We start from the raw sequence: 20107 nt of genomic DNA on the forward strand, positions 1-20107 counted from the left end.
CTCTTCCACCTCCACATTCCGCGAGTCCGGCCGCGTCGGCCTCGAATTCTTCTCCTCCACCAAAATCATCTACCGCGCTTGAGCATGGCGACGTCCACCCATCAGAAAGCACACACGATGGATCTCGGCATCGCGGGCCGCACGGCCCTGGTGTTCGGCGGCAGCAAAGGCATGGGACGCGCTTGTGCCCAGCACTTGGCACGGGCCGGGGTGTCGGTCTGGATCGCAGCCCGCACCCCCGCCACGCTCGCCCAAACCGCGGCCGAACTCAGCGCGGACAGCCCCGTACCGGTGCACTGGGTGGCGGCCGACCTCACCACCGCCGACGGGCGCGACGCGGCACTGGCCGCCTGCCCATCCCCCGACATCCTGGTCAACAACGCCGACGGACGTCCGCCCGGCGACTTCCGCGACTGGTCCCCACAGGACTGGCATGCGGCCCTGGACGCCATGATGGTAGGGCCCATCGAAATGATCCGGCGCACGGTGGACCCCATGATCGCACGCGGTTTCGGACGCATCGTCAACATCGTGGCGCGCAGCGTCAAGTCGCCCCAGGCCGAACTCGGTCTGTCCAACGGTGCGCGTTCGGGCCTGGTGGGCTTTGTCTCCGGCCTGTCGCGCCAGACCGTGCGCCACGGCGTCACCCTCAACAACCTGCTGCCCGGTGCCTTCGACACCGATGCCCAACGCCTGCACGTGGCACACATGGCCACCCAATCGGGCCGGGCGTTCGACGCCCTCTGGCAGGAGCGCGTGGCAGCCACCCCCGCCGGCCGCTTCGGCCATCCGGATGAAATCGGCGCACTGTGCGCTTTCATCGCCTCACGCCACGCAGGCTACATCACCGGCCAGAGCCTGTTGATCGACGGCGGCTCGTACCCGGGCACTTTCTGAAGCGGACCCGACACATGCACGTCTACGACCGGCTGGCACGGCTGGGCATCGCCCTGCCACCCGCCACACCACCTTCTGCAGCGTACCAGCCGTTCGCATGGATCGGTTCACTGGTGTTTCTGAGCGGTCACACCGCCAAGGTCAACGGACGCCCCTGGCCTGGTCGCCTAGGCCAGGACATGGTCACCGCAGACGGACAACGCGCCGCCCGGCAGGTGGCCATCGATCTGCTCGGCACCCTGCAAGCCGCCATCGGCGACCTGCGCCGTGTCACCCGCCTGGTCAAACTCACCGCGCTGGTCTGCAGCACCGAGTCCTTCACCGAACAGCATCTCGTCACAGACGGCGCCAGCCGCCTGTTCCTGGAGGTCTTCGGCCCCCAGGGCGCCCACGCCCGCAGCGCCTGCGGCGTGGTGCAAATCCCGCGCGGGTCCTGTCTGGAAATGGAGTTGATCGCCGAAATCGGCACAGCGCCGCTTCAGGCCAGGGGTTGAGCCGGCCCCAGCAGCCGCGCCAGCAAAGCGCCGTCCACCGGCCCGCCCAGCGGCACAAACACGCGCACCGGGCTGCCCTGGGCCACCTGCACCGGTTCGCCCGCCAGGTTTTGCATGGCGTCCAGTTGCACCACGCGGTTGCCGCTGGGGTGGATCACCTCGATGCGGTCACCCACCGCAAAGCGGTTTTTGGTTTCCACTTCGGCCCAGCCGTCGGCGCGCAGGCCGCGCACCTCACCGACAAAGTGGCTGCGGTGCAGTTCCGAATGTCCGCTGAGGTAGTTCTGGTAGTCCTGCGCCGGGCGACGCTCCAGCAGCCCGCCGGTGTAACCCCGGTTGGCCAGGCCTTCCAGTTCCAGCAGCAACGCCGGGTTGAACGGGCGGCCCGCCACCGCGTCGTCGATGGCGCGGCGGTACACCTGGGCCGTGCGCGCCACGTAGTACAGGCTCTTGGTGCGGCCCTCGATCTTGAGCGAGTCGACACCGATCCTGCACAGCCGCTCCACGTGCTCCACCGCACGCAGGTCCTTGCTGTTCATGATGTAGGTGCCGTGCTCGTCTTCCATGATGGGCATCAGCTCACCGGGGCGGCCCTTCTCCTCGATCAGATAGACGTGGTCGGCCGCCGGGTGGCGCTGGCCACCACCACAGGTGGAGAACGCGGTTTCGGCCTCGGTGCGGGCCTCGGCGAAGTTGAAGTCCTGCTCCAGACGCCGCGCCGGGACCGCTTCGCCGGTCACGGCGTCCTCGGTCGCGGCCTGGGTGCCATATTCCCAGCGACAGGCGTTGGTGCAGGTGCCCTGGTTCGGATCGCGCCGGTTGAAGTAACCGCTCAGCAGGCAACGCCCGGAATAGGCGATGCACAGCGCCCCGTGCACGAACACCTCCAACTCCATGTCCGGGCATTCGTTGCGGATCGCTTCCACCTCGTCCAGGCTGAGTTCGCGACTCAGGATGATGCGCTGCACGCCCACCTTCTGCCAGAACTTCACCGTGGCCCAGTTGGTGGTGTTGGCCTGCACCGACAAGTGTATCGGGACCTCGGGCCACTTTTCGCGCACCTGCATGATCAGGCCCGGGTCGGCCATGATCAGCGCGTCGGGTTTCAGTTCGATGATCGGTTCGATGTCGCGCAAATAGGTGCGCACCTTGTCGTTGTGGGCGATCAGGTTGCTGGTGACGAACAGTTTTTTGCCGCGCGCGTGCGCTTCCTGAATGCCCTGGGCCAGTTGCTCCAGGCGGAATTCGTTGTTGCGCGCGCGCAGGCTGTAGCGCGGCTGGCCGGCGTACACCGCGTCGGCGCCAAAGTCGTAGGCCGCACGCAGCTTGTCGAGCGAGCCAGCGGGCAGCAGCAATTCAGGGGAACGCATCGTCATGCCCGGTATTGTCGAACTTTTCGACCGCCGGACTCGCGGCGCACAACGCCACCCCCTGCAGGGCGCACTCCAAAAAAAAAGCCCGGGGCGTGAGCCCCGGGCTTTTCCAACCGATCAAACCACGGTCAGACGGTCACGGCCTTGGCGGTCTCTGCGTACTCTTCGATCTGGTCGAAGTTCATGTACTTGTAGATCTCGCCGGCCTTGGCGGTGATCACACCGGTGGCGGCCAGGTACTCGTCCTTGGTCGGCAACTTGCCCAGCTTGGACGCCACGGCGGCCAGTTCGGCCGAGCCCAGGAACACGTTGGTGTTCTTGCCCAGGCGGTTCGGGAAGTTGCGGGTGGAGGTGGAGATCACCGTCGCGCCTTCGCGCACCTGCGCCTGGTTGCCCATGCACAGCGAGCAGCCCGGCATTTCGGTGCGCGCACCGGCAGCGCCAAAGTTGGCGTAATGGCCTTCCTTGATCAGCTCGCTCTGGTCCATCTTGGTCGGCGGAGCCACCCACAGCTTGACCGGGATGTCGCGCGCGCCGCCCAGCACGGTGGCTGCCGCGCGGAAGTGGCCGATGTTGGTCATGCACGAACCGATGAAGGCTTCGTCGATCGGGGTGCCGGCGACTTCGCTCAGGAACTTGGCGTCGTCCGGGTCGTTCGGGCAGCAGACGATCGGCTCGGTGATGTCGGCCAGGTCGATCTCGATCACGGCGGCGTATTCGGCGTCCTTGTCGGCCTCGAGCAGGTTCGGGTTGGCCAGCCAGGCTTCGACCTTCTCAATGCGGCGCGCCAGGGTCTTGGCGTCGGCGTAACCGTCGGCGATCATGTTCTTCATCAGAACGACGTTCGACTTCAGGTACTCGGCCACCGGCTCCTTGTTGAGCTTGATGGTGCAGCCGGCGGCGGAACGCTCGGCCGATGCGTCGGAGAGTTCGAAAGCCTGTTCCACCTTCAGGTCGGGCAGACCTTCGATTTCCAGGATGCGGCCCGAGAAGATGTTCTTCTTGCCGGCCTTGGCCACGGTCAGCAGACCGGCCTTGATGGCGTACAGCGGAATGGCATGCACCAGGTCGCGCAGGGTCACGCCAGGCTGCATGGTGCCCTTGAAGCGCACCAGCACCGACTCGGGCATGTCCAGCGGCATCACGCCGGTGGCGGCACCGAAAGCGACCAGGCCAGAACCGGCCGGGAAGGAAATGCCGATCGGGAAGCGGGTGTGCGAGTCACCGCCGGTGCCCACGGTGTCGGGCAACAGCAGGCGGTTCAGCCAGCTGTGGATCACGCCGTCGCCCGGGCGCAGGGCCACGCCGCCGCGGTTGCTGATGAAGTTGGGCAGCTCGCGGTGCATCTTGGCATCCACGGGCTTGGGGTAGGCCGCGGTGTGGCAGAAGGACTGCATCACCATGTCGGCGCTGAAGCCCAGGCAGGCCAGGTCCTTCAGCTCGTCGCGGGTCATCGGGCCGGTGGTGTCTTGCGAACCCACGGTGGTCATCTTCGGCTCGCAGTAGGTGCCCGGGCGCACGCCCTGGCCTTCCGGCAGGCCGACGGCGCGACCGACCATCTTCTGCGCCAGCGTGAAGCCGGCCTTGGACGCGACCGGTGCCTGCGGCAGGCGGAACACGGTGGACGGGGGGAGACCCAGGGCCTCACGCGCCTTGGCGGTCAGCGAGCGGCCGATGATCAGATTGATGCGGCCGCCGGCGCGCACTTCGTCGAACAGCACGTCGCTCTTGAGCTTGAACTCGGCGACGGTTTCGCCGTTCTTCAGCAGCTTGCCGTCGTAGGGCAGCACGTCGATCACGTCGCCCATTTCCAGCTTCGACACGTCCACTTCGATCGGCAGCGAGCCCGAGTCTTCCTGGGTGTTGAAGAAGATCGGGGCGATCTTGCCGCCCAGCGTGACGCCGCCGAAGCGCTTGTTCGGCACGAAGGGGATGTCCTGGCCGGTGGCCCAGATCACCGAGTTGGTGGCCGACTTGCGGCTGGAGCCGGTGCCGACCACGTCGCCGACGTAGGCCACCAGGTGGCCCTTCTTCTTCAGGTCCTCGATGAACTGCATCGGGCCGCGCTTGCCGTCTTCTTCCGGCTTGAAGGCGGCGTCCGAACGGGTGTTCTTCAGCATTGCCAGGTAGTGCATCGGGATGTCCGGGCGGCTCCAGGCGTCGGGGGCGGGTGAGAGGTCGTCGGTGTTGGTCTCGCCGGGCACCTTGAAGACGGTGACGGTGATCTTTTTCTCGACTTCCGGACGCGAAGTGAACCACTCGGCGTCGGCCCACGACTGCATCACTTCCTGCGCCTTGGCGTTGCCGGCCTTGGCCTTGGCGGCGACGTCGTTGAAGTAATCGAACATCAGCAGCGTCTTCTTCAGCGCATCGGCGGCGACACCGGCGACTTCGGCGTCGTCCAGCAGCTCGATCAGCGGATGCACGTTGTAGCCACCGACCATGGTGCCCAGCAACTCGGTGGCCTTGGCCTTGGAGACCAGGCCGACGGCCACGTCACCGTGGGCCACGGCGGCCAGGAAGCTGGCCTTGACCTTGGCGGCGTCGTCCACGCCCGGCGGCACGCGGTGGGTCAGGAGTTCCATCAGGAACGCCTCTTCACCGGCGGGCGGGTTCTTGATCAGCTCGATCAGTTCGGCCACTTGTTTGGCATCCAAGGCCAGCGGCGGAATGCCCAGCGCGGCGCGCTCGGCGACATGTTGACGGTAGGCTTGCAACATCATTGACTCCAGTGAAAAAAGGTTCAATCCAGACGCGGGCTCTGCGCCACGTCTAGCAAATGCGGTGCCGGGTGGCGCTTGAGCTGTTCGGCCATGGCCTGCTGCACCGGGCTGGCGCACTCGTCGGCCAGGCGGCGGCCGAGTTTTTGGCTCATCAGCATGGATTTGTTGGCCAGCTGCAACCAGACCACGCCCTGGCCCGCGTCCTCCAGACGCACCGCGCCGGTGCTGGAAACGACCGGGCGCAGGTGATAGTGCGCCTGTTTGAGGCGCAGGTGGAAGTGGCCCGGTGCCGCGGCATCGGCCTGCAGCTCCACGGTCTGCCCCAGTTCGCAGGGCAGTGCCCCCACGTACACGTTGGCGGCGATGGCCAGTTCGGCCTCGCCCAGGGGCTCCGGCGCCTTCGGGGCCACCGCGGTCGCGGCTTTCGCCGGCTGTGCAGCAGCCACCGGGCGTGCCTTGCCAGTCACCGCCTTGGCCGGGGGCTGGGCGGGCGGCGCGGTCGTGGCGCCGGCGGCACCCGCCGCCGCGGCCAGCAGCAGCGCCCCCCATGATCGGATCGACACAGCGGCCATCACCTGTACTCCTGTTCAGCCCGCGAGGGCAAAAAACCGCCGGACCTCGACCGGCAACGCGCACCCGGTCTGGTGCGCGCGCTCCAGCACCTGCCAGAAATAGCGGTAGCTGGCCCGGTCGTGCAAATGCCCGGCGTGGGCGATCGGGCCCCAGTCGGCAGCCTGGGCCGCCAACACGATCTCGGCGGCCTTGTCCACCTCCTGCGGGGGTGGGGCAAAAGCCTCCAGGATGGGCGCGATCTGGTCGGGGTGGATGCTCCACATGCGGGTGTAACCCAGCTCGTGCGCGGCCTTGCGGGCGGCCTGGCGCAAGGCGTCGGTGTCTTTGAACTCGGTCACCACGCAGTGCGACGGCACTTTGCCGTACGCATGCGCGGCACTGGCCAAGTCCATTTTGGCGCGCAGCACCAAAGGGTGGCTGAACTGCCCGGCCACGCCCATGCCAGCGGAAGGGATGGCCCCGCCGTGGGCGGAGACAAAATCCATCAGACCAAAGCTGAGCGACTGCACGCGCGGGTGCGCGGCAATGTCGAAGGCGCGGTGCACCGCCAGCGGCGACTCGATCAGCACGTGCAGGGGCAGGTCGCCCCCGCCGGCCGCATCCAGGGCCTGCACGGCGCGCTGCACATCGGCCACCGACTCCACCTTGGGCACCATCAGGTAGGCCAGGCGCTCGGCCACGCCGCCGACGATGTGGGCCACATCGGCCTCGAAGGCCGGGTGGTCCACCGCGTGCACGCGCACGCCGACGCGCGGGCGCACCAGGCCGGACAGGTCCAGCCCCTGCACCAACTCGGTGACCAGCGCGGCGTGCTCCGCCTCGCCGCCCACCGGGGCGCCGTCCTCGCAGTCCAGCGTCACATCGAACACGCAGGCGCCAAGGCGCTGCACGAACTCGGCCTGCAAGGCCAGGCTCTTGCGCATGCGCACCTCCACGCCACTGTAGTGGTCGCACACCGGCAGCATGGCAGCGGCCGCTTGCGCGCCCAACAACACTTGGCGGGGGTGCATGCGTGTCCGGGCCGTGAAAATTACAGCAGGTGGGCCACGCCGGCCTGCTCGTCGGTCAGCTCTTTCAGGGTCTTGTCGATGCAAGCCTGGCTGAACGCGTCGATGGACAGGCCTTCCACGACCTTGTACTCGCCGTTTTCGCAGGTCACGGGGAAGCCGAACATCACGTCCTTCGGAATGCCGTACCAACCTTGCGACGGGATGCCCATGGTCACCCACTTGCCGTTGGTGCCCAGGGCCCAGTCGCGCATGTGGTCGATGGCGGCGTTGGCGGCGGAAGCGGCGGAGCTCAGGCCACGCGCTTCAATGATGGCGGCACCGCGCTTGCCCACCGTCGGCAGGAACACGGTTTCGTTCCACACCTGGTCGTTGATCATGTCCTTGACGGATTCGCCGTTGATGGTGGCGAAACGGTAGTCGGCGTACATGGTGGGCGAGTGGTTGCCCCACACGGCCAGCTTCTCGATGTCCTTGACGGCCTTGCCGGTCTTGGCCGCGATTTGCGAAGCGGCGCGGTTGTGGTCCAGGCGCAGCATGGCGGTGAAGTTGCCGGGCTTGAGGTCCGGGGCTGACTTCATGGCGATGTAGGCGTTGGTGTTGGCGGGGTTGCCCACCACCAGCACCTTCACGTCGCGGGAAGCCACGGCGTTCAGGGCCTTGCCCTGGGCGGTGAAGATCTGGGCGTTGGCGGCCAGCAGGTCGGCGCGCTCCATGCCGGGGCCACGCGGACGGGCGCCCACCAGCAGGGCGTAGTCGGTGTCCTTGAAGGCGGTCATGGCGTCGGAATGGGCTTCCATGCCGGCCAGCAGCGGGAAGGCGCAGTCTTCCAGTTCCATCATCACGCCCTTGAGGGCTTTCTGGGCCTTTTCATCGGGAATTTCCAGCAGCTGCAGAATCACCGGCTGGTCCTTGCCCAGCATCTCGCCCGAGGCGATGCGGAACAACAGGGCGTAACCAATTTGACCTGCGGCACCGGTGACGGCCACGCGAACGGGCTTCTTGCTCATGAAAACACTCCAGATAAGGAACGGTTGAAGAAAAACAAATCCGCGCAAGTGTACTCTGGTAAACCCGCGACCGTCAATTTGTCTTATGTCTTATATAAGATATGATTGGACCACTGCCATGAACGCCACCTCCGACCCCGCCAGCCCTCTCCCCGCCGATGGCGCACCCCCGGCCGCGACAGGTCCTGCGCCGTCGACACCGGCGTTCAGCCCGCTCTACCAGCAGATCAAATCGCTCATCCTGCAAAGCCTGCAGGCCGGCGAATGGAAGCCGGGCGACCTCATCCCCAGCGAACTGGAGCTGGCCGCGCGCTACAAGGTCAGCCAGGGCACGGTGCGCAAGGCCATCGACGAACTCGCCGCCGACAACCTGCTGGTGCGGCGCCAGGGCAAAGGCACCTTCGTCGCCACCCACGCCGAGCAACACATCCAGTACCGTTTCCTGCGCCTGCACCCCGACGTCGGCACGCTCGACAGCGAAGGCCCGGCGCAACGCCAGATCATCGCCTGCCGCCGGCTGCGCGCGCCGGTGGAAATCACCTCCGCCCTGGGTCTGCGCGGCGGCGAGCCCCTCATCCAGGTCAGCCGCGTGCTGTCCTTCGCCGGCGTGCCCACCATCGCCGAAGACCTGTGGCTGCCGGGCAGCCCCTTCAAGGGCCTCACGCTGGAAACCCTGGCCGAACACCAGGGCCCCATGTACGCCCTGTTCGAAACCCAGTTCGGCGTGCGCATGGTGCGTGCCGAAGAAAAGGTCAAGGCCGTGGCCGCCGAAGCCGCCACCGCCGAACGCCTGCAGGTACCCGAGGGCTTCCCGCTGCTGAGCGTCGAGCGCATTGCCTACACCTACAACGACGTGCCCATGGAGCTGCGCCGAGGCCTGTACCGCACCGACAGTCACCACTACCGCAACGCTTTGAACTGAGCCGGAACATGCCCCCACATCACGAACACGCATGTTGCGTTGCAATAGAATCCGACAGTTCTCCGTCAGCGTGATGGCCCACAGTCGCATGTTGGTCACCACCCCGTCTTCTAGCCAACCGAGAGTTCTCCTATGACAGAGCTGAGCAAAAAACGGCCCGAGTTCCGCAACATCAATGCGTTCAAGGACCTCACCACTTACCGCCTGCCAGCGGCCGGCTGGGTCTCCATCCTGCACCGCGCCAGTGGCATCCTGATGTTCCTGCTGATGCCGTTCATCATCTGGATGTTCGACACCTCCCTGTCCTCCGAGATCTCCTTCGAGACTTTCACCGCGGCCTTCAGCGCCGGCATTGGTTTCGTGCCCGGCTGGTTCGTCAAGCTGGTGGTGCTGGGCCTGATCTGGGGCTACCTGCACCACTTCATCGCCGGCGTGCGCCACCTCTACATGGACGCCACCCACAGCGTGACCAAAGAGTTCGGCAAATCCTCCGCCATCGTCACCCTGGCGCTGAGCCTGGGCCTGACCGTGGTACTGGGCGCCAAGCTGTTCGGCCTGTACTGATTCAACCGGAGTAGAGAAACATGTCTGTCAACTACGGCTCCAAGCGCGTCGTCACCGGCGCCCACTACGGCACGCGCGACTGGCTGATGCAGCGCGTCACCGCCACCCTCATGGCCCTGTTCACCGTGGTGCTGCTGGCACAGGTGATCCTGTCCAGTGGCCCGATCGGCTACGAAACCTGGGCCGGCATCTTCGCCGCCCAGTGGATGAAGTTCCTGACCTTCGCGGTCATCATCGCCCTGATGTGGCACGCCTTCGTCGGTGTGCGCGACATTTGGATGGACTACATCAAACCCGTGGGCCTGCGTCTGGCCCTGCACGTTTTCACCCTGGTCTGGCTGGTCGGTTGCGCCGGCTGGGCGTTTCAAGTTCTCTGGAGGCTCTGATTCATGACCACCACCGCATCCCTTCCCAAGCGCAAGTTTGACGTGGTCATCGTCGGGGCCGGCGGCTCCGGCATGCGTGCCTCGCTGCAGCTGGCCCGCGCCGGCCTGAAAGTGGCCGTGCTGTCCAAGGTGTTCCCGACCCGCTCGCACACCGTGGCGGCCCAGGGTGGCGTGTCCGCCTCGCTCGGCAACATGAGCGAAGACAGCTGGCAGTTCCACTTCTACGACACCGTCAAGGGCTCCGACTGGCTGGGCGACCAGGACGCCATCGAATTCATGTGCCGCGAAGCACCGAAAGTGGTGTACGAGTTGGAACACTTCGGCATGCCGTTCGACCGCAACCCCGACGGCACCATCTACCAGCGCCCCTTCGGCGGCCACACCGCCAATTTCGGCGAAAAGCCGGTGCAGCGCGCCTGCGCCGCGGCCGACCGCACCGGCCACGCCATGCTGCACACGCTGTACCAGGCCAACGTGTCCTCGCGCACCACCTTCTTCGTGGAATGGATGGCGCTGGACCTGATCCGCGACGCCTCGGGCGACGTGGTCGGCGTGACCGCCCTGGAAATGGAAACCGGCGAGACCTATGTGCTCGAAGCCAAGACCGTGCTGCTGGCCACCGGCGGCGCCGGCCGCATCTTCCAATCCTCCACCAACGCCTTCATCAACACCGGCGACGGCCTCGGCATGGCGTCACGTGCCGGTATCGCGCTGCAGGACATGGAGTTCTGGCAGTTCCACCCGACCGGCGTGGCCGGCGCGGGCGTGCTGCTGACCGAAGGCTGCCGCGGTGAAGGCGCCATCCTGCTGAACAAGAACGGCGAGCGCTTCATGGAGCGCTACGCCCCCACCCTGAAAGACCTGGCACCGCGCGACTTCGTGTCCCGCTGCATGGGCCAGGAAATCCTGGAAGGCCGCGGCTGTGGCCCCAATGGCGACTACATCGAAATGAAGCTGTCGCACCTGGGTGCCGACACGGTGCACAAGCGCCTGCCCTCGGTGTACGAGATCGGTGTGAACTTCGCCAACGTGGACGTGACCCGCGAGAACATCCCCGTGGTGCCCACCATCCACTACCAGATGGGCGGCATCCCGACCAACATCCACGGTCAGGTCGTGGAAAGCGTCAACGGCGAGGACCGCCCCATCAACGGCCTCTACGCCGTGGGCGAATGCTCCTGCGTGTCGGTGCACGGTGCCAACCGCCTGGGCACCAACTCCCTGCTGGACCTGCTGGTTTTTGGCAAGGCCGCCGGCAACCACATCATCGCCAACGTCAACCCCAAGCAGGAACACAAAGACCTGCCCAAGGACGCGGCCGACAAGACCCTGGCCCGCCTGGCCCGCCTGGACAGCGCCAAGAACGGCGAATACGCCCAGAACGTCGCCAACGACATGCGCGCCATCATGCAGACGCACGCCGGCGTGTTCCGCAGCCAGGACTCGATGAACGAAGGCGTCAAGAAGATCGCCGCCCTGCGCGAGCGCGTGGCCGCCATCGGCCTGCAGGACACCTCCAAGGTGTTCAACACCGCCCGCATCGAGGCGCTTGAAGTCGAGAACCTGATGGAAGCCGCCCAGGCCACCATGGAATCGGCCGCCGCCCGCACCGAATGCCGTGGCGCCCACCTGGTGCGCGACTACGAACACGACGTGACCCACCCGACCTGCCCGCTGGGCCGCAACGACGCGGAGTGGATGAAGCACACCCTCTGGTACAAGGACAGCAACCGCCTGGACTACAAGCCGGTGCGCATGAAGCCCCTGACCGCCGAAACGGTGCCGCCCAAGCCCCGCACCTTCTGACCGGAACGAGAGCGAACACAAGGAAACTGAAAAATGGCACAACGCACTTTCAAGATCTACCGCTACGACCCGGACAAGGACGCCAAGCCCTACATGCAGACCCTCCAGGTCGAACTGGACGGCACCGAGCGCATGCTGCTCGACGCCCTGGTCAAACTCAAGGCCGTGGACCCCACTCTGTCGTTCCGCCGCTCCTGCCGCGAAGGCGTGTGCGGTTCGGACGCCATGAACATCAACGGCAAGAACGGCTTGGCCTGCCTGACCAACCTGAACACGCTCAAGGGCGACATCGTCCTCAAGCCGCTGCCTGGTCTGCCGGTGGTGCGCGACCTGATCGTGGACATGACGCTGTTCTTCAAGCAGTACCACAGCGTCAAGCCCTACCTGATCAACGAGACCCCGGCCCCCGAGCGCGAGCGCCTGCAGTCGCCGGAAGAGCGCGATGAGCTCAACGGCCTGTACGAGTGCATCCTGTGCGCCAGCTGCTCCACCAGCTGCCCCAGCTTCTGGTGGAACCCCGACAAGTTCGTCGGCCCCGCCGGTCTGCTGCAGGCCTACCGCTTCATCGCCGACAGCCGCGACCAGGCCACCGCCGAGCGCCTGGACAACCTGGAAGATCCGTACCGCCTGTTCCGCTGCCACACCATCATGAACTGCGTCGACGTCTGCCCCAAGGGCCTGAACCCGACCAAGGCCATCGGCAAGATCAAGGAAATGATGGTGCTGCGCTCGATCTGAGCGTGCACCGGTTTGGACCATGGACGACAACGCCCTGCTCGACGAACGTGCCCTGAGCAAGCTCAAGTGGCGTTGTCGCCGCGGTCTGCTCGAGAACGACCTGTTCATCGAACGTTTTTTCGCCAGGCACGAATCTGGCATCACCGTCCGTCAGGCCCGTGCCCTGAATGCACTCATGGACCTTGCCGACAACGATCTGCTCGATCTGTTGCTGCAAAGGTCCGAACCGCAGGATGCACTGGCCACCGAGGAAGTCGTGGAACTGCTGGGGGTGCTGCGCATCCCGGCCGTTCATTGAAGCCCACCCCAACAAGGAAGACGAATGAAACTCGTTGACAACAAAGCGACCCTGTCCTTCAGCAACGGCGCTCCCAGCGTGGACCTGCCGGTGTACGCCGGCAACATCGGCCCGGACGTGATCGACATCCGCAAGCTGTACGCCCAGACCGGCATGTTCACCTACGACCCGGGCTTCCTGTCGACCGCTTCCTGCCAGTCCGGCATCACCTACATCGACGGTGACAAGGGTGAGCTGCTGTACCGTGGCTACCCGATCGAACAACTGGCCACCCAGGCCGACTACCTCGACACCTGCTTCCTGCTGCTCAACGGCGAACTGCCGAACGAGACCGAGCGCGCCGACTTCCACAAGCTCGTCATCAACCATACCATGGTGAACGAGCAGATGCAGTTTTTCCTGCGCGGCTTCCGCCGTGACGCCCACCCCATGGCCGTGCTGACCGGTCTGGTGGGTGCCCTGTCGGCCTTCTACCACGACAGCACCGACATCAACAACCCCGAGCACCGCCGCATCGCCGCGATCCGCCTGATCGCCAAGATGCCGACGCTCGTGGCCATGGCCTACAAGTACAAGATCGGCCAGCCCTACATGTACCCGCGCAACGACCTGTCGTACGCCGGCAACTTCCTGCGCATGATGTTCGGCACCCCGTGCGAAGAGTACAAGGTCAACCCGGTGCTGGAACGCGCCCTGGACCGCATCTTCATCCTGCACGCCGACCACGAGCAGAACGCATCCACCTCCACCGTGCGCCTGTGCGGCTCGTCGGGCACCAACCCGTTCGCGGCCATCGCCGCCGGCGTGGCCTGCCTGTGGGGCCCGGCCCACGGCGGTGCCAACGAAGCCTGCCTGAACATGCTGGAAGAAATCCAGGCCAGCGGCGGCGTGTCCAAGGTCGGCGAGTTCATGGAAAAGGTCAAGGACAAGAACAGCGGCGTCAAGCTGATGGGCTTCGGTCACCGCGTCTACAAAAACTACGACCCGCGCGCCAAGCTGATGCAGGAAACCTGCAACGAGGTGCTGCAAGAGCTGGGCCTGCAGAACGACCCGCTGTTCAAGCTGGCCAAGGAGCTGGAAAAGATCGCCCTGGAAGACGACTACTTCGTCAGCCGCAAGCTGTACCCGAACGTGGACTTCTACTCCGGCATCGTCCAGCGTGCCATCGGCATCCCGGTGAACCTGTTCACCGGCATCTTCGCCCTGGCCCGCACCGTCGGCTGGATCGCCCAACTGAACGAAATGATCAGCGACCCCGAGTACAAGATCGGTCGCCCGCGCCAGCTGTTCACCGGCTCGCCGCGCCGCGACGTGCCCGCCGGCTTTAAACGCTGAGCGACCGGCCCGCACAGGGCCTGGACACCGCCACCCCGCGACGGCACCCGCCCCGCGGGGTTTTTCATTCGGGCGCCGGCGGGAACATCGCAAAGTGTCCCCCCGGTTGGGCGGGGGCCCAGGTACCGCCTAAAATCTTGCCCCAGAAGGAAACATCATGGCACGCACCCTTTACGACAAGATATGGGACGAGCACGTCGTCCACACCGAGGAAGACGGCACCGCGGTGCTCTACATCGACCGCCACCTGGTGCACGAAGTCACCAGCCCGCAGGCCTTTGAAGGTCTGCGCGAAGCGGGTCGCAAGCTGTGGCGCGTGAGTTCCGTGGTGGCCACCGCCGACCACAACACCCCCACCACCGGCTGGGAACTGGGCTACGACGGCATCGCCGACCCGATCAGCAAGGAGCAGATCACCACACTGGACAGCAACATCGCCGAATTCGGCGCGGCGGCCTTTTTCCCCTTCATGAGCCAGCGCCAGGGCATCGTGCACGTGGTGGGCCCGGAAAACGGTGCCACCCTGCCCGGCATGACCGTGGTCTGCGGCGACAGCCACACCTCCACCCACGGTGCTTTCGGCGCGCTGGCCCACGGCATCGGCACCTCCGAGGTCGAGCACGTGATGGCCACCCAGACCCTGCTGGCCAAGAAAGCCAAGAACATGCTGGTCAGGGTTGAAGGCCAACTGCCCCCGGGCTGCGGCGCCAAGGACATCGTGCTGGCCATCATCGGCAAGATCGGCACCGCCGGTGGCACCGGCTACACCATCGAATTCGGCGGCAGCGCCATCCGCGCCTTGAGCATGGAAGGCCGCATGACGGTCTGCAACATGGCCATCGAAGGCGGTGCCCGCGCTGGCCTGGTGGCGGTGGACGAAAAAACCATCGCCTACGTCAAAGGCCGCCCCATGGCGCCCACCGGCGTGGAATGGGACCAGGCCGTGGCCTACTGGAGCACGCTGCACTCCGACCCCGACGCGGTGTTCGACACCGTGGTCGAACTCGACGCCGCGCAGATCCTGCCGCAAGTGACCTGGGGCACCTCCCCCGAAATGGTGCTGCCCGTCACCGCTGCCGTGCCCGACCCGGACAAGGAAAAAGACCCGAACAAGCGCAACGCCATGGAACGCGCGCTGAGCTACATGGACCTGCAACCGGGCAAGCCCCTGAACGACGTGTTCGTGGACAAGGTGTTCATCGGCTCCTGCACCAACAGCCGCATCGAAGACATGCGCGAAGCCGCCGCGGTGGTGAAGAAGCTGGGCCAGAAAGTGGCAAAGAACATCAAGCTGGCCATGGTGGTGCCGGGCTCGGGCCTGGTCAAGGCGCAAGCCGAAGCCGAGGGCCTGCACGAGATTTTCAAGGCCGCCGGTTTTGAATGGCGCGAACCGGGCTGTTCCATGTGCCTGGCCATGAACGCCGACCGGCTGGAGCCGGGCGAGCGTTGCGCCTCCACCAGCAACCGCAACTTCGAAGGCCGCCAGGGCGCGGGCGGGCGCACCCACCTGGTCAGCCCGGCCATGGCCGCCGCCGCGGCCATCCACGGCCATTTTGTCGACATCCGTCAGTTCGCCTGACCCCACAGAAAGGAAACCTGCCATGAAACAGACATTTGTGCTCCTGCTCACCGTCCTCGGTCTGGTGGCCCTGACCGGCTGCAACACGGTCGCCGGCATCGGCAAAGACGTGCAACGGGGCGGCCAGGTGCTCCAAGACGCCGCGAAATAAGCGACATGCGCGCCTTCACCGTACACCAGGGCCTCGTGGCCCCCATGGACCGCGAGAACGTCGACACCGACGCCATCATCCCCAAGCAATTCCTCAAGTCCATCCGCAAGACGGGCTTTGGCCCCAACCTGTTCGACGAATGGCGCTACCTCGACGTCGGCCAGCCCGGCGTGCCCGAGTCGCAACGCAAGCCCAACCCAGATTTCGTGCTGAACCAGCCGCGTTACCAGGGCGCTTCGGTGTTGCTGGCGCGCAAGAACTTCGGTTGCGGCTCCAGCCGCGAGCACGCGCCCTGGGCCATCGACCAATACGGCTTTCGCGCCGTCATTGCGCCCAGCTTTGCCGACATCTTTTTCAACAACTGCTTCAAGAACGGCCTGCTGCCGATCCAGCTGCCCGAGGCCACCGTGTCGCAGTTGTTCGACGAGGTGCACGCCTTCCCCGGCTACCAGCTCACCATCGACCTGGAGCGTCAGGTGATCGTGCGCCCGCAAGGCGAGGAAATCCCCTTCGAGGTGCAGCCCTTCCGCAAGTACTGCCTTCTCAACGGCCTGGACGACATCGGTCTGACGCTGCGCCACAAGGACAAGATCGCCGCCTACGAGGCCGAACGCTTGGCCACCAAGCCCTGGCTGGCCCACAGCATGGTCGGCAGGCCATGAGCCTGTCGCGCTTTGCGCCGCTGCCGGAACCACCCTACTTCGCGGTCATTTTCACCAACCAGCGTTCCGCGGCCGACCCGGCCGGCTACGCCCAGACCGCCGACCGCATGGTGGCGCTGGCGGCCGAGCAGCCGGGTTTCATCGGCGCAGAAAGCACCCGCGATGCCGAGGGCTTCGGCATCACGGTGTCTTACTGGCAGGACGAAGCCAGCATCCGCGCCTGGAAAGCGAACGCCGAACACCGCATCGCCCAGGAAACCGGCCAGCAGCACTGGTACGAGCACTACATCACCCGCGTCGCCAAAGTGGAACGCGCCTATTCCTTGAAATGAGTCCAGACTCCATGAAAATCGCAGTTCTTCCCGGTGACGGCATCGGCACCGAAATCGTGGCCGAAGCGGTCAAGGTCTTGCAGGTCCTGGGCCTGAAGTTCGAGATGGAACAGGCACTGGTGGGCGGCGCCGCCTACGACGCCCACGGCCACCCCCTGCCCGAATCCACCTTGAAGCTGGCCATGGAGAGCGACGCGGTGCTGTTCGGCGCCGTGGGCGACTGGAAGTACGACACGCTGGACCGCCCGCTGCGGCCCGAACAGGCCATCCTGGGCTTGCGCAAGCACATGGGTCTGTTCGCCAACTTCCGCCCGGCCATCTGCTACCCCGAGCTGGTGGGCGCCTCCAGCCTGAAACCCGAGCTGGTGGCCGGCCTGGACATCCTGATCATCCGCGAGCTGACCGGGGACATCTACTTCGGCCAGCCGCGCGGCCGCCGCGTGGCCACCGACGGCCACTTCCCCGGCGCCGAGGAGGCCTTCGACACCATGCGCTACTCGCGCCCGGAAATCGAACGGATTGCGCACGTGGCTTTCCAGGCCGCGCGCAAACGCAGCAAAAAGGTGACCAGTGTGGACAAGGCCAACGTGCTGGAAACCTTCCAGTTCTGGAAGGACGTGGTCACCGAGGTGCACAAAGAGTACCCGGACGTGGCGCTGGAACACATGTACGTGGACAACGCGGCCATGCAACTGGTGAAAAAGCCCAAGGCCTTTGACGTGGTGTTCACCGGCAACATGTTCGGCGACATCCTGAGCGATGAGGCCGCAATGCTGACCGGCTCCATCGGCATGCTGCCTTCGGCCAGCCTGAACGCCAAAGGCCAGGGTCTGTACGAACCCAGCCACGGCAGCGCGCCCGACATCGCGGGCAAGGGCATCGCCAACCCGCTGGCCACCATCCTGAGCGCGGCCATGATGCTGCGCTTCAGCCTGAACCAGGCCGAGGCCGCCGACCGCATCGAAACCGCGGTGAAGGCCGTGCTGGCCCAAGGCCTGCGCACCGCCGACATCCACAGCGAAGGCACCACCCGGGTCAGCACCCGCGAGATGGGCGACGCCGTGGTGAAGGCCCTGGGCTGATCCTGGCGGGGAGAGGCGGACCGACCGGCCTGCCGCGTCGCCCCGCTTCTGCGTGGGTTTTGCACCACATGCTCCCACCCGCCTTTAAGCGGGGGTTCATTGCCATCCGCTACAATCCCCAGCCATGTTTGCCACCTGCCCGTTCTCCTTGAACACCGCCACCACCCTGGTTGGCGTGGCCACGTGCGCAACCATCACCAAAACCACGACCACCATTAAGGGCTGATCCAGCTCCGGTATCGTCGTGCGCCCCACCTGGCCCTGACGAGCCGGGCAGGAAAAGTCCCCTTGGGTCGGGTACTTTTTAACTTTGAAAGGGCGTTGCAATGAGCAAGTTGGTAGGTTTGGTCGGCTGGCGCGGCATGGTCGGCTCTGTCTTGATGGACCGCATGGTCGCCGAAGGCGACTTCGATCACATCGAACCCATTTTCTTCTCCACCTCCAACACCGGCGGCAAGGCCCCGGCGATGGCAAAGACGCACACCACGCTGCAGGACGCCAACGACGTGGCCGCACTGGCGAAGTGCGACATCATCATCACCTGCCAGGGCGGCGACTACACCAAGGAAGTCTTCCCCAAGCTGCGCGCTTCGGGCTGGAACGGCCACTGGATCGATGCCGCCTCGTCGCTGCGCATGGAATCCGACGCCGTCATCATCCTGGACCCGGTGAACGATGGCGTGATCCGCAAGGCGCTGGCCGCCGGCGGCAAGAACTGGATCGGCGGCAACTGCACCAACTCCATCCTGTTGATGGGCCTGGGCGGGCTGTTCCGTGAAGGGCTGGTGGAGTGGGTCAGCTCCATGACCTACCAGGCCGCTTCCGGCGGTGGCGCCAACCACATGCGCGAACTGCTCAAGGGCATGGGCGTGGTGCACGCCGCCGTGGCCGACGAGCTGGCCACGCCCGCCTCCGCCATCCTGGACATCGACCGCAAGGTCGCCCAGACCATCCGCGAAGACGTGCCGACCGAGTTCTTCGGCGCCCCGCTGGCCGGTGGCCTGATCCCCTGGATCGACGTGCAGCTGCCCAACGGCCAGTCCAAGGAAGAATGGAAAGGCCAGGCCGAGGTCAACAAGATCCTGGGCACCGAGCAAACCATTCCGGTGGACGGCCTGTGCGTGCGCATCGGCGCCATGCGCTGCCACAGCCTGGCGCTGACGCTCAAGCTCAAGAAAGACCTGCCCCTGGAGCAGATCGAGTCCATCATCCAGAGCGGCAACCCCTGGGTGAAGTGGGTGCCGAACGACCGCGCCATCACCGTCAAGGAACTCACCCCCGCCGCCATCACCGGTGGCCTGGAAGTGGGTGTGGGCCGCGTGCGCAAGCTGAACATGGGCCCCGAGTACGTGTCCGCCTTCGTGATCGGCGACCAGCTGCTCTGGGGCGCGGCCGAACCGCTGCGCCGCATGCTGCGCATTTTGCTGGCCGCGTGAGGGTATAGTCACACCCCAGACGCGTGGACGCCTGCCATCCGTTGCACTCGCGCAACGGATGGCACGGCGCCACGGCGCAGGCCAGCCGCCCAAGGTACTCACGCGGCTCCTGAGCTTGTCACCATAAGCTGTTGATGCTATGGTGATTTCTCGCCATATACCGAGGGGACCTCGTGCCGCACACGCCCAGCCACAACCCATCCGAACCGACGCCTGCCACGGGCGCCGTCACCGAGCGGCGCTGGACCTTGCACGCCGTGACCGGCGCCGTCGCCCTGGCCTCCGCGCTGACAGCCGGCAACGCCTGGGCCCTGGCCCTGGGCCGTGTATCGGTGCAATCCCTGCTGGGGGAACCGCTGCGTGCCGAAATCGATCTGCCCAGCCTGACCGAAGACGAAGCCGCCAGCCTGCGCATCGGCGTGGCCCCTCTGGAGCACTTCCGCTCGGCCAGCATGGAGTACAACCCCCTGCTCGGCGACGTGGCGTTTGAACTGGTCAAACGCAGCGACGGCCGCAGCACGGTGCGCTTGCGCAGCAGCCGCATCGTCAACGACCCCTTCCTCGACCTCGTGGTGCAAGCGCAATGGGCCAACGGCCAATTGCTGCGCGGCTACACCCTGCTGTTCGATCCCCCGAACCTGCGCCCGGCCTCCCCGCCCCCGCTGTTGCCGGCGGCCAGCGCCCCGGTCGCGCCGCGCCCCGCCCCTGTGCCACCCACCGCCAGTCCGGCGCCGGCGCC

The 20107-nt window shown here is 65.8% G+C and carries 21 protein-coding genes; 16 read left to right on the forward strand and 5 right to left on the reverse strand.

What is annotated here, in order from left to right; genetic code table 11:
* Positions 1-117: 117 nt before the first annotated feature.
* Positions 118-897 carry an SDR family oxidoreductase gene (locus CON77_RS00005; protein ID WP_101046570.1) on the forward strand — a complete coding sequence of 260 codons (780 nt, stop codon included), beginning with the start codon at positions 118-120 and terminating at the stop codon, positions 895-897.
* Positions 898-911: 14 nt separating this feature from the next.
* Positions 912-1391 carry a RidA family protein gene (locus tag CON77_RS00010; RefSeq protein ID WP_101046572.1) on the forward strand — a complete coding sequence of 160 codons (480 nt, stop codon included), beginning with the start codon at positions 912-914 and terminating at the stop codon, positions 1389-1391.
* Here CON77_RS00010 and trhP read toward each other — a convergent pair.
* The 5 genes from trhP to CON77_RS00035 all read right to left on the reverse strand — a co-directional run bounded on the left by trhP (position 1376) and on the right by CON77_RS00035 (position 8077).
* Positions 1376-2767, reverse strand: a complete 1392-nt coding sequence (gene trhP, locus CON77_RS00015; RefSeq protein WP_101046574.1) for a prephenate-dependent tRNA uridine(34) hydroxylase TrhP — start codon at positions 2765-2767, stop codon at positions 1376-1378. The genes CON77_RS00010 and trhP overlap by 16 nt on opposite strands.
* Before the next feature lie 125 nt (positions 2768-2892).
* Positions 2893-5484 carry a bifunctional aconitate hydratase 2/2-methylisocitrate dehydratase gene (gene acnB, locus CON77_RS00020; RefSeq protein WP_101046608.1) on the reverse strand — a complete coding sequence of 864 codons (2592 nt, stop codon included), beginning with the start codon at positions 5482-5484 and terminating at the stop codon, positions 2893-2895.
* A gap of 23 nt (positions 5485-5507) precedes the next feature.
* Positions 5508-6059 (reverse strand): hypothetical protein, encoded by a 552-nt coding sequence (locus tag CON77_RS00025; RefSeq protein WP_101046576.1) that lies wholly within the window; start codon positions 6057-6059, stop codon positions 5508-5510.
* Between the two features lie 15 nt (positions 6060-6074).
* Positions 6075-7070 carry an HpcH/HpaI aldolase/citrate lyase family protein gene (locus tag CON77_RS00030; RefSeq protein WP_101046578.1) on the reverse strand — a complete coding sequence of 332 codons (996 nt, stop codon included), beginning with the start codon at positions 7068-7070 and terminating at the stop codon, positions 6075-6077.
* Positions 7071-7090: 20 nt separating this feature from the next.
* A complete protein-coding gene (locus CON77_RS00035) occupies positions 7091-8077 on the reverse strand; it encodes a malate dehydrogenase (protein WP_101046580.1) in 987 nt (328 codons plus the stop codon).
* A gap of 118 nt (positions 8078-8195) precedes the next feature.
* On the opposite strand from CON77_RS00035, the gene CON77_RS00040 reads away from it, so the two are divergent.
* From CON77_RS00040 to CON77_RS00105, 14 genes are all read left to right on the forward strand, one after another.
* A complete protein-coding gene (locus tag CON77_RS00040; protein WP_101046582.1) occupies positions 8196-8999 on the forward strand; it encodes a GntR family transcriptional regulator in 804 nt (267 codons plus the stop codon).
* Between the two features lie 132 nt (positions 9000-9131).
* The gene (sdhC, locus tag CON77_RS00045) at positions 9132-9563 is read left to right on the forward strand and encodes a succinate dehydrogenase, cytochrome b556 subunit (RefSeq protein WP_101046584.1); all 432 of its coding nucleotides are present in this window, start codon (positions 9132-9134) and stop codon (positions 9561-9563) included.
* A 20-nt stretch (positions 9564-9583) separates the two neighbouring features.
* Complete coding sequence (sdhD, locus tag CON77_RS00050) at positions 9584-9949, forward strand: succinate dehydrogenase, hydrophobic membrane anchor protein (RefSeq protein ID WP_101046586.1); 366 nt, start codon at positions 9584-9586, stop codon at positions 9947-9949.
* Positions 9950-9952: 3 nt separating this feature from the next.
* Positions 9953-11755 (forward strand): succinate dehydrogenase flavoprotein subunit, encoded by a 1803-nt coding sequence (gene sdhA, locus CON77_RS00055; protein WP_101046588.1) that lies wholly within the window; start codon positions 9953-9955, stop codon positions 11753-11755.
* A gap of 33 nt (positions 11756-11788) precedes the next feature.
* Complete coding sequence (locus tag CON77_RS00060; RefSeq protein WP_101046590.1) at positions 11789-12493, forward strand: succinate dehydrogenase iron-sulfur subunit; 705 nt, start codon at positions 11789-11791, stop codon at positions 12491-12493.
* 19 nt (positions 12494-12512) lie between these two features.
* Positions 12513-12791, forward strand: a complete 279-nt coding sequence (locus tag CON77_RS00065) for an FAD assembly factor SdhE (protein ID WP_101046592.1) — start codon at positions 12513-12515, stop codon at positions 12789-12791.
* A gap of 24 nt (positions 12792-12815) precedes the next feature.
* Positions 12816-14126, forward strand: coding sequence for a citrate synthase (gltA, locus tag CON77_RS00070; protein WP_101046594.1), 1311 nt, complete (start codon positions 12816-12818; stop codon positions 14124-14126).
* Between the two features lie 157 nt (positions 14127-14283).
* Positions 14284-15705: a 3-isopropylmalate dehydratase large subunit gene (gene leuC, locus CON77_RS00075; protein ID WP_101046596.1), complete on the forward strand. Its 1422-nt coding sequence runs from the start codon at positions 14284-14286 to the stop codon at positions 15703-15705.
* Between the two features lie 22 nt (positions 15706-15727).
* Positions 15728-15856 (forward strand): entericidin A/B family lipoprotein, encoded by a 129-nt coding sequence (locus CON77_RS00080; protein ID WP_101046598.1) that lies wholly within the window; start codon positions 15728-15730, stop codon positions 15854-15856.
* Between the two features lie 5 nt (positions 15857-15861).
* The gene (gene leuD / locus CON77_RS00085; protein ID WP_101046600.1) at positions 15862-16518 is read left to right on the forward strand and encodes a 3-isopropylmalate dehydratase small subunit; all 657 of its coding nucleotides are present in this window, start codon (positions 15862-15864) and stop codon (positions 16516-16518) included.
* Positions 16515-16850, forward strand: coding sequence for an antibiotic biosynthesis monooxygenase family protein (locus tag CON77_RS00090; protein WP_101046603.1), 336 nt, complete (start codon positions 16515-16517; stop codon positions 16848-16850). The genes leuD and CON77_RS00090 overlap by 4 nt, the downstream gene beginning before the upstream one ends.
* Positions 16851-16861: 11 nt before the next feature.
* A complete protein-coding gene (gene leuB, locus CON77_RS00095; RefSeq protein WP_101046605.1) occupies positions 16862-17932 on the forward strand; it encodes a 3-isopropylmalate dehydrogenase in 1071 nt (356 codons plus the stop codon).
* A 326-nt stretch (positions 17933-18258) separates the two neighbouring features.
* The gene (gene asd, locus CON77_RS00100) at positions 18259-19368 is read left to right on the forward strand and encodes an aspartate-semialdehyde dehydrogenase (protein ID WP_101046607.1); all 1110 of its coding nucleotides are present in this window, start codon (positions 18259-18261) and stop codon (positions 19366-19368) included.
* 173 nt (positions 19369-19541) lie between these two features.
* On the forward strand, positions 19542-20107 hold a 566-nt coding region (locus tag CON77_RS00105; protein WP_369407330.1), incomplete at its 3' end, for a type IV pilus assembly protein FimV.

The organism is Macromonas nakdongensis, assembly GCF_002837145.1.
GTDB classification, from domain to species: Bacteria; Pseudomonadota; Gammaproteobacteria; order Burkholderiales; family Burkholderiaceae_C; genus Macromonas_B; species Macromonas_B nakdongensis.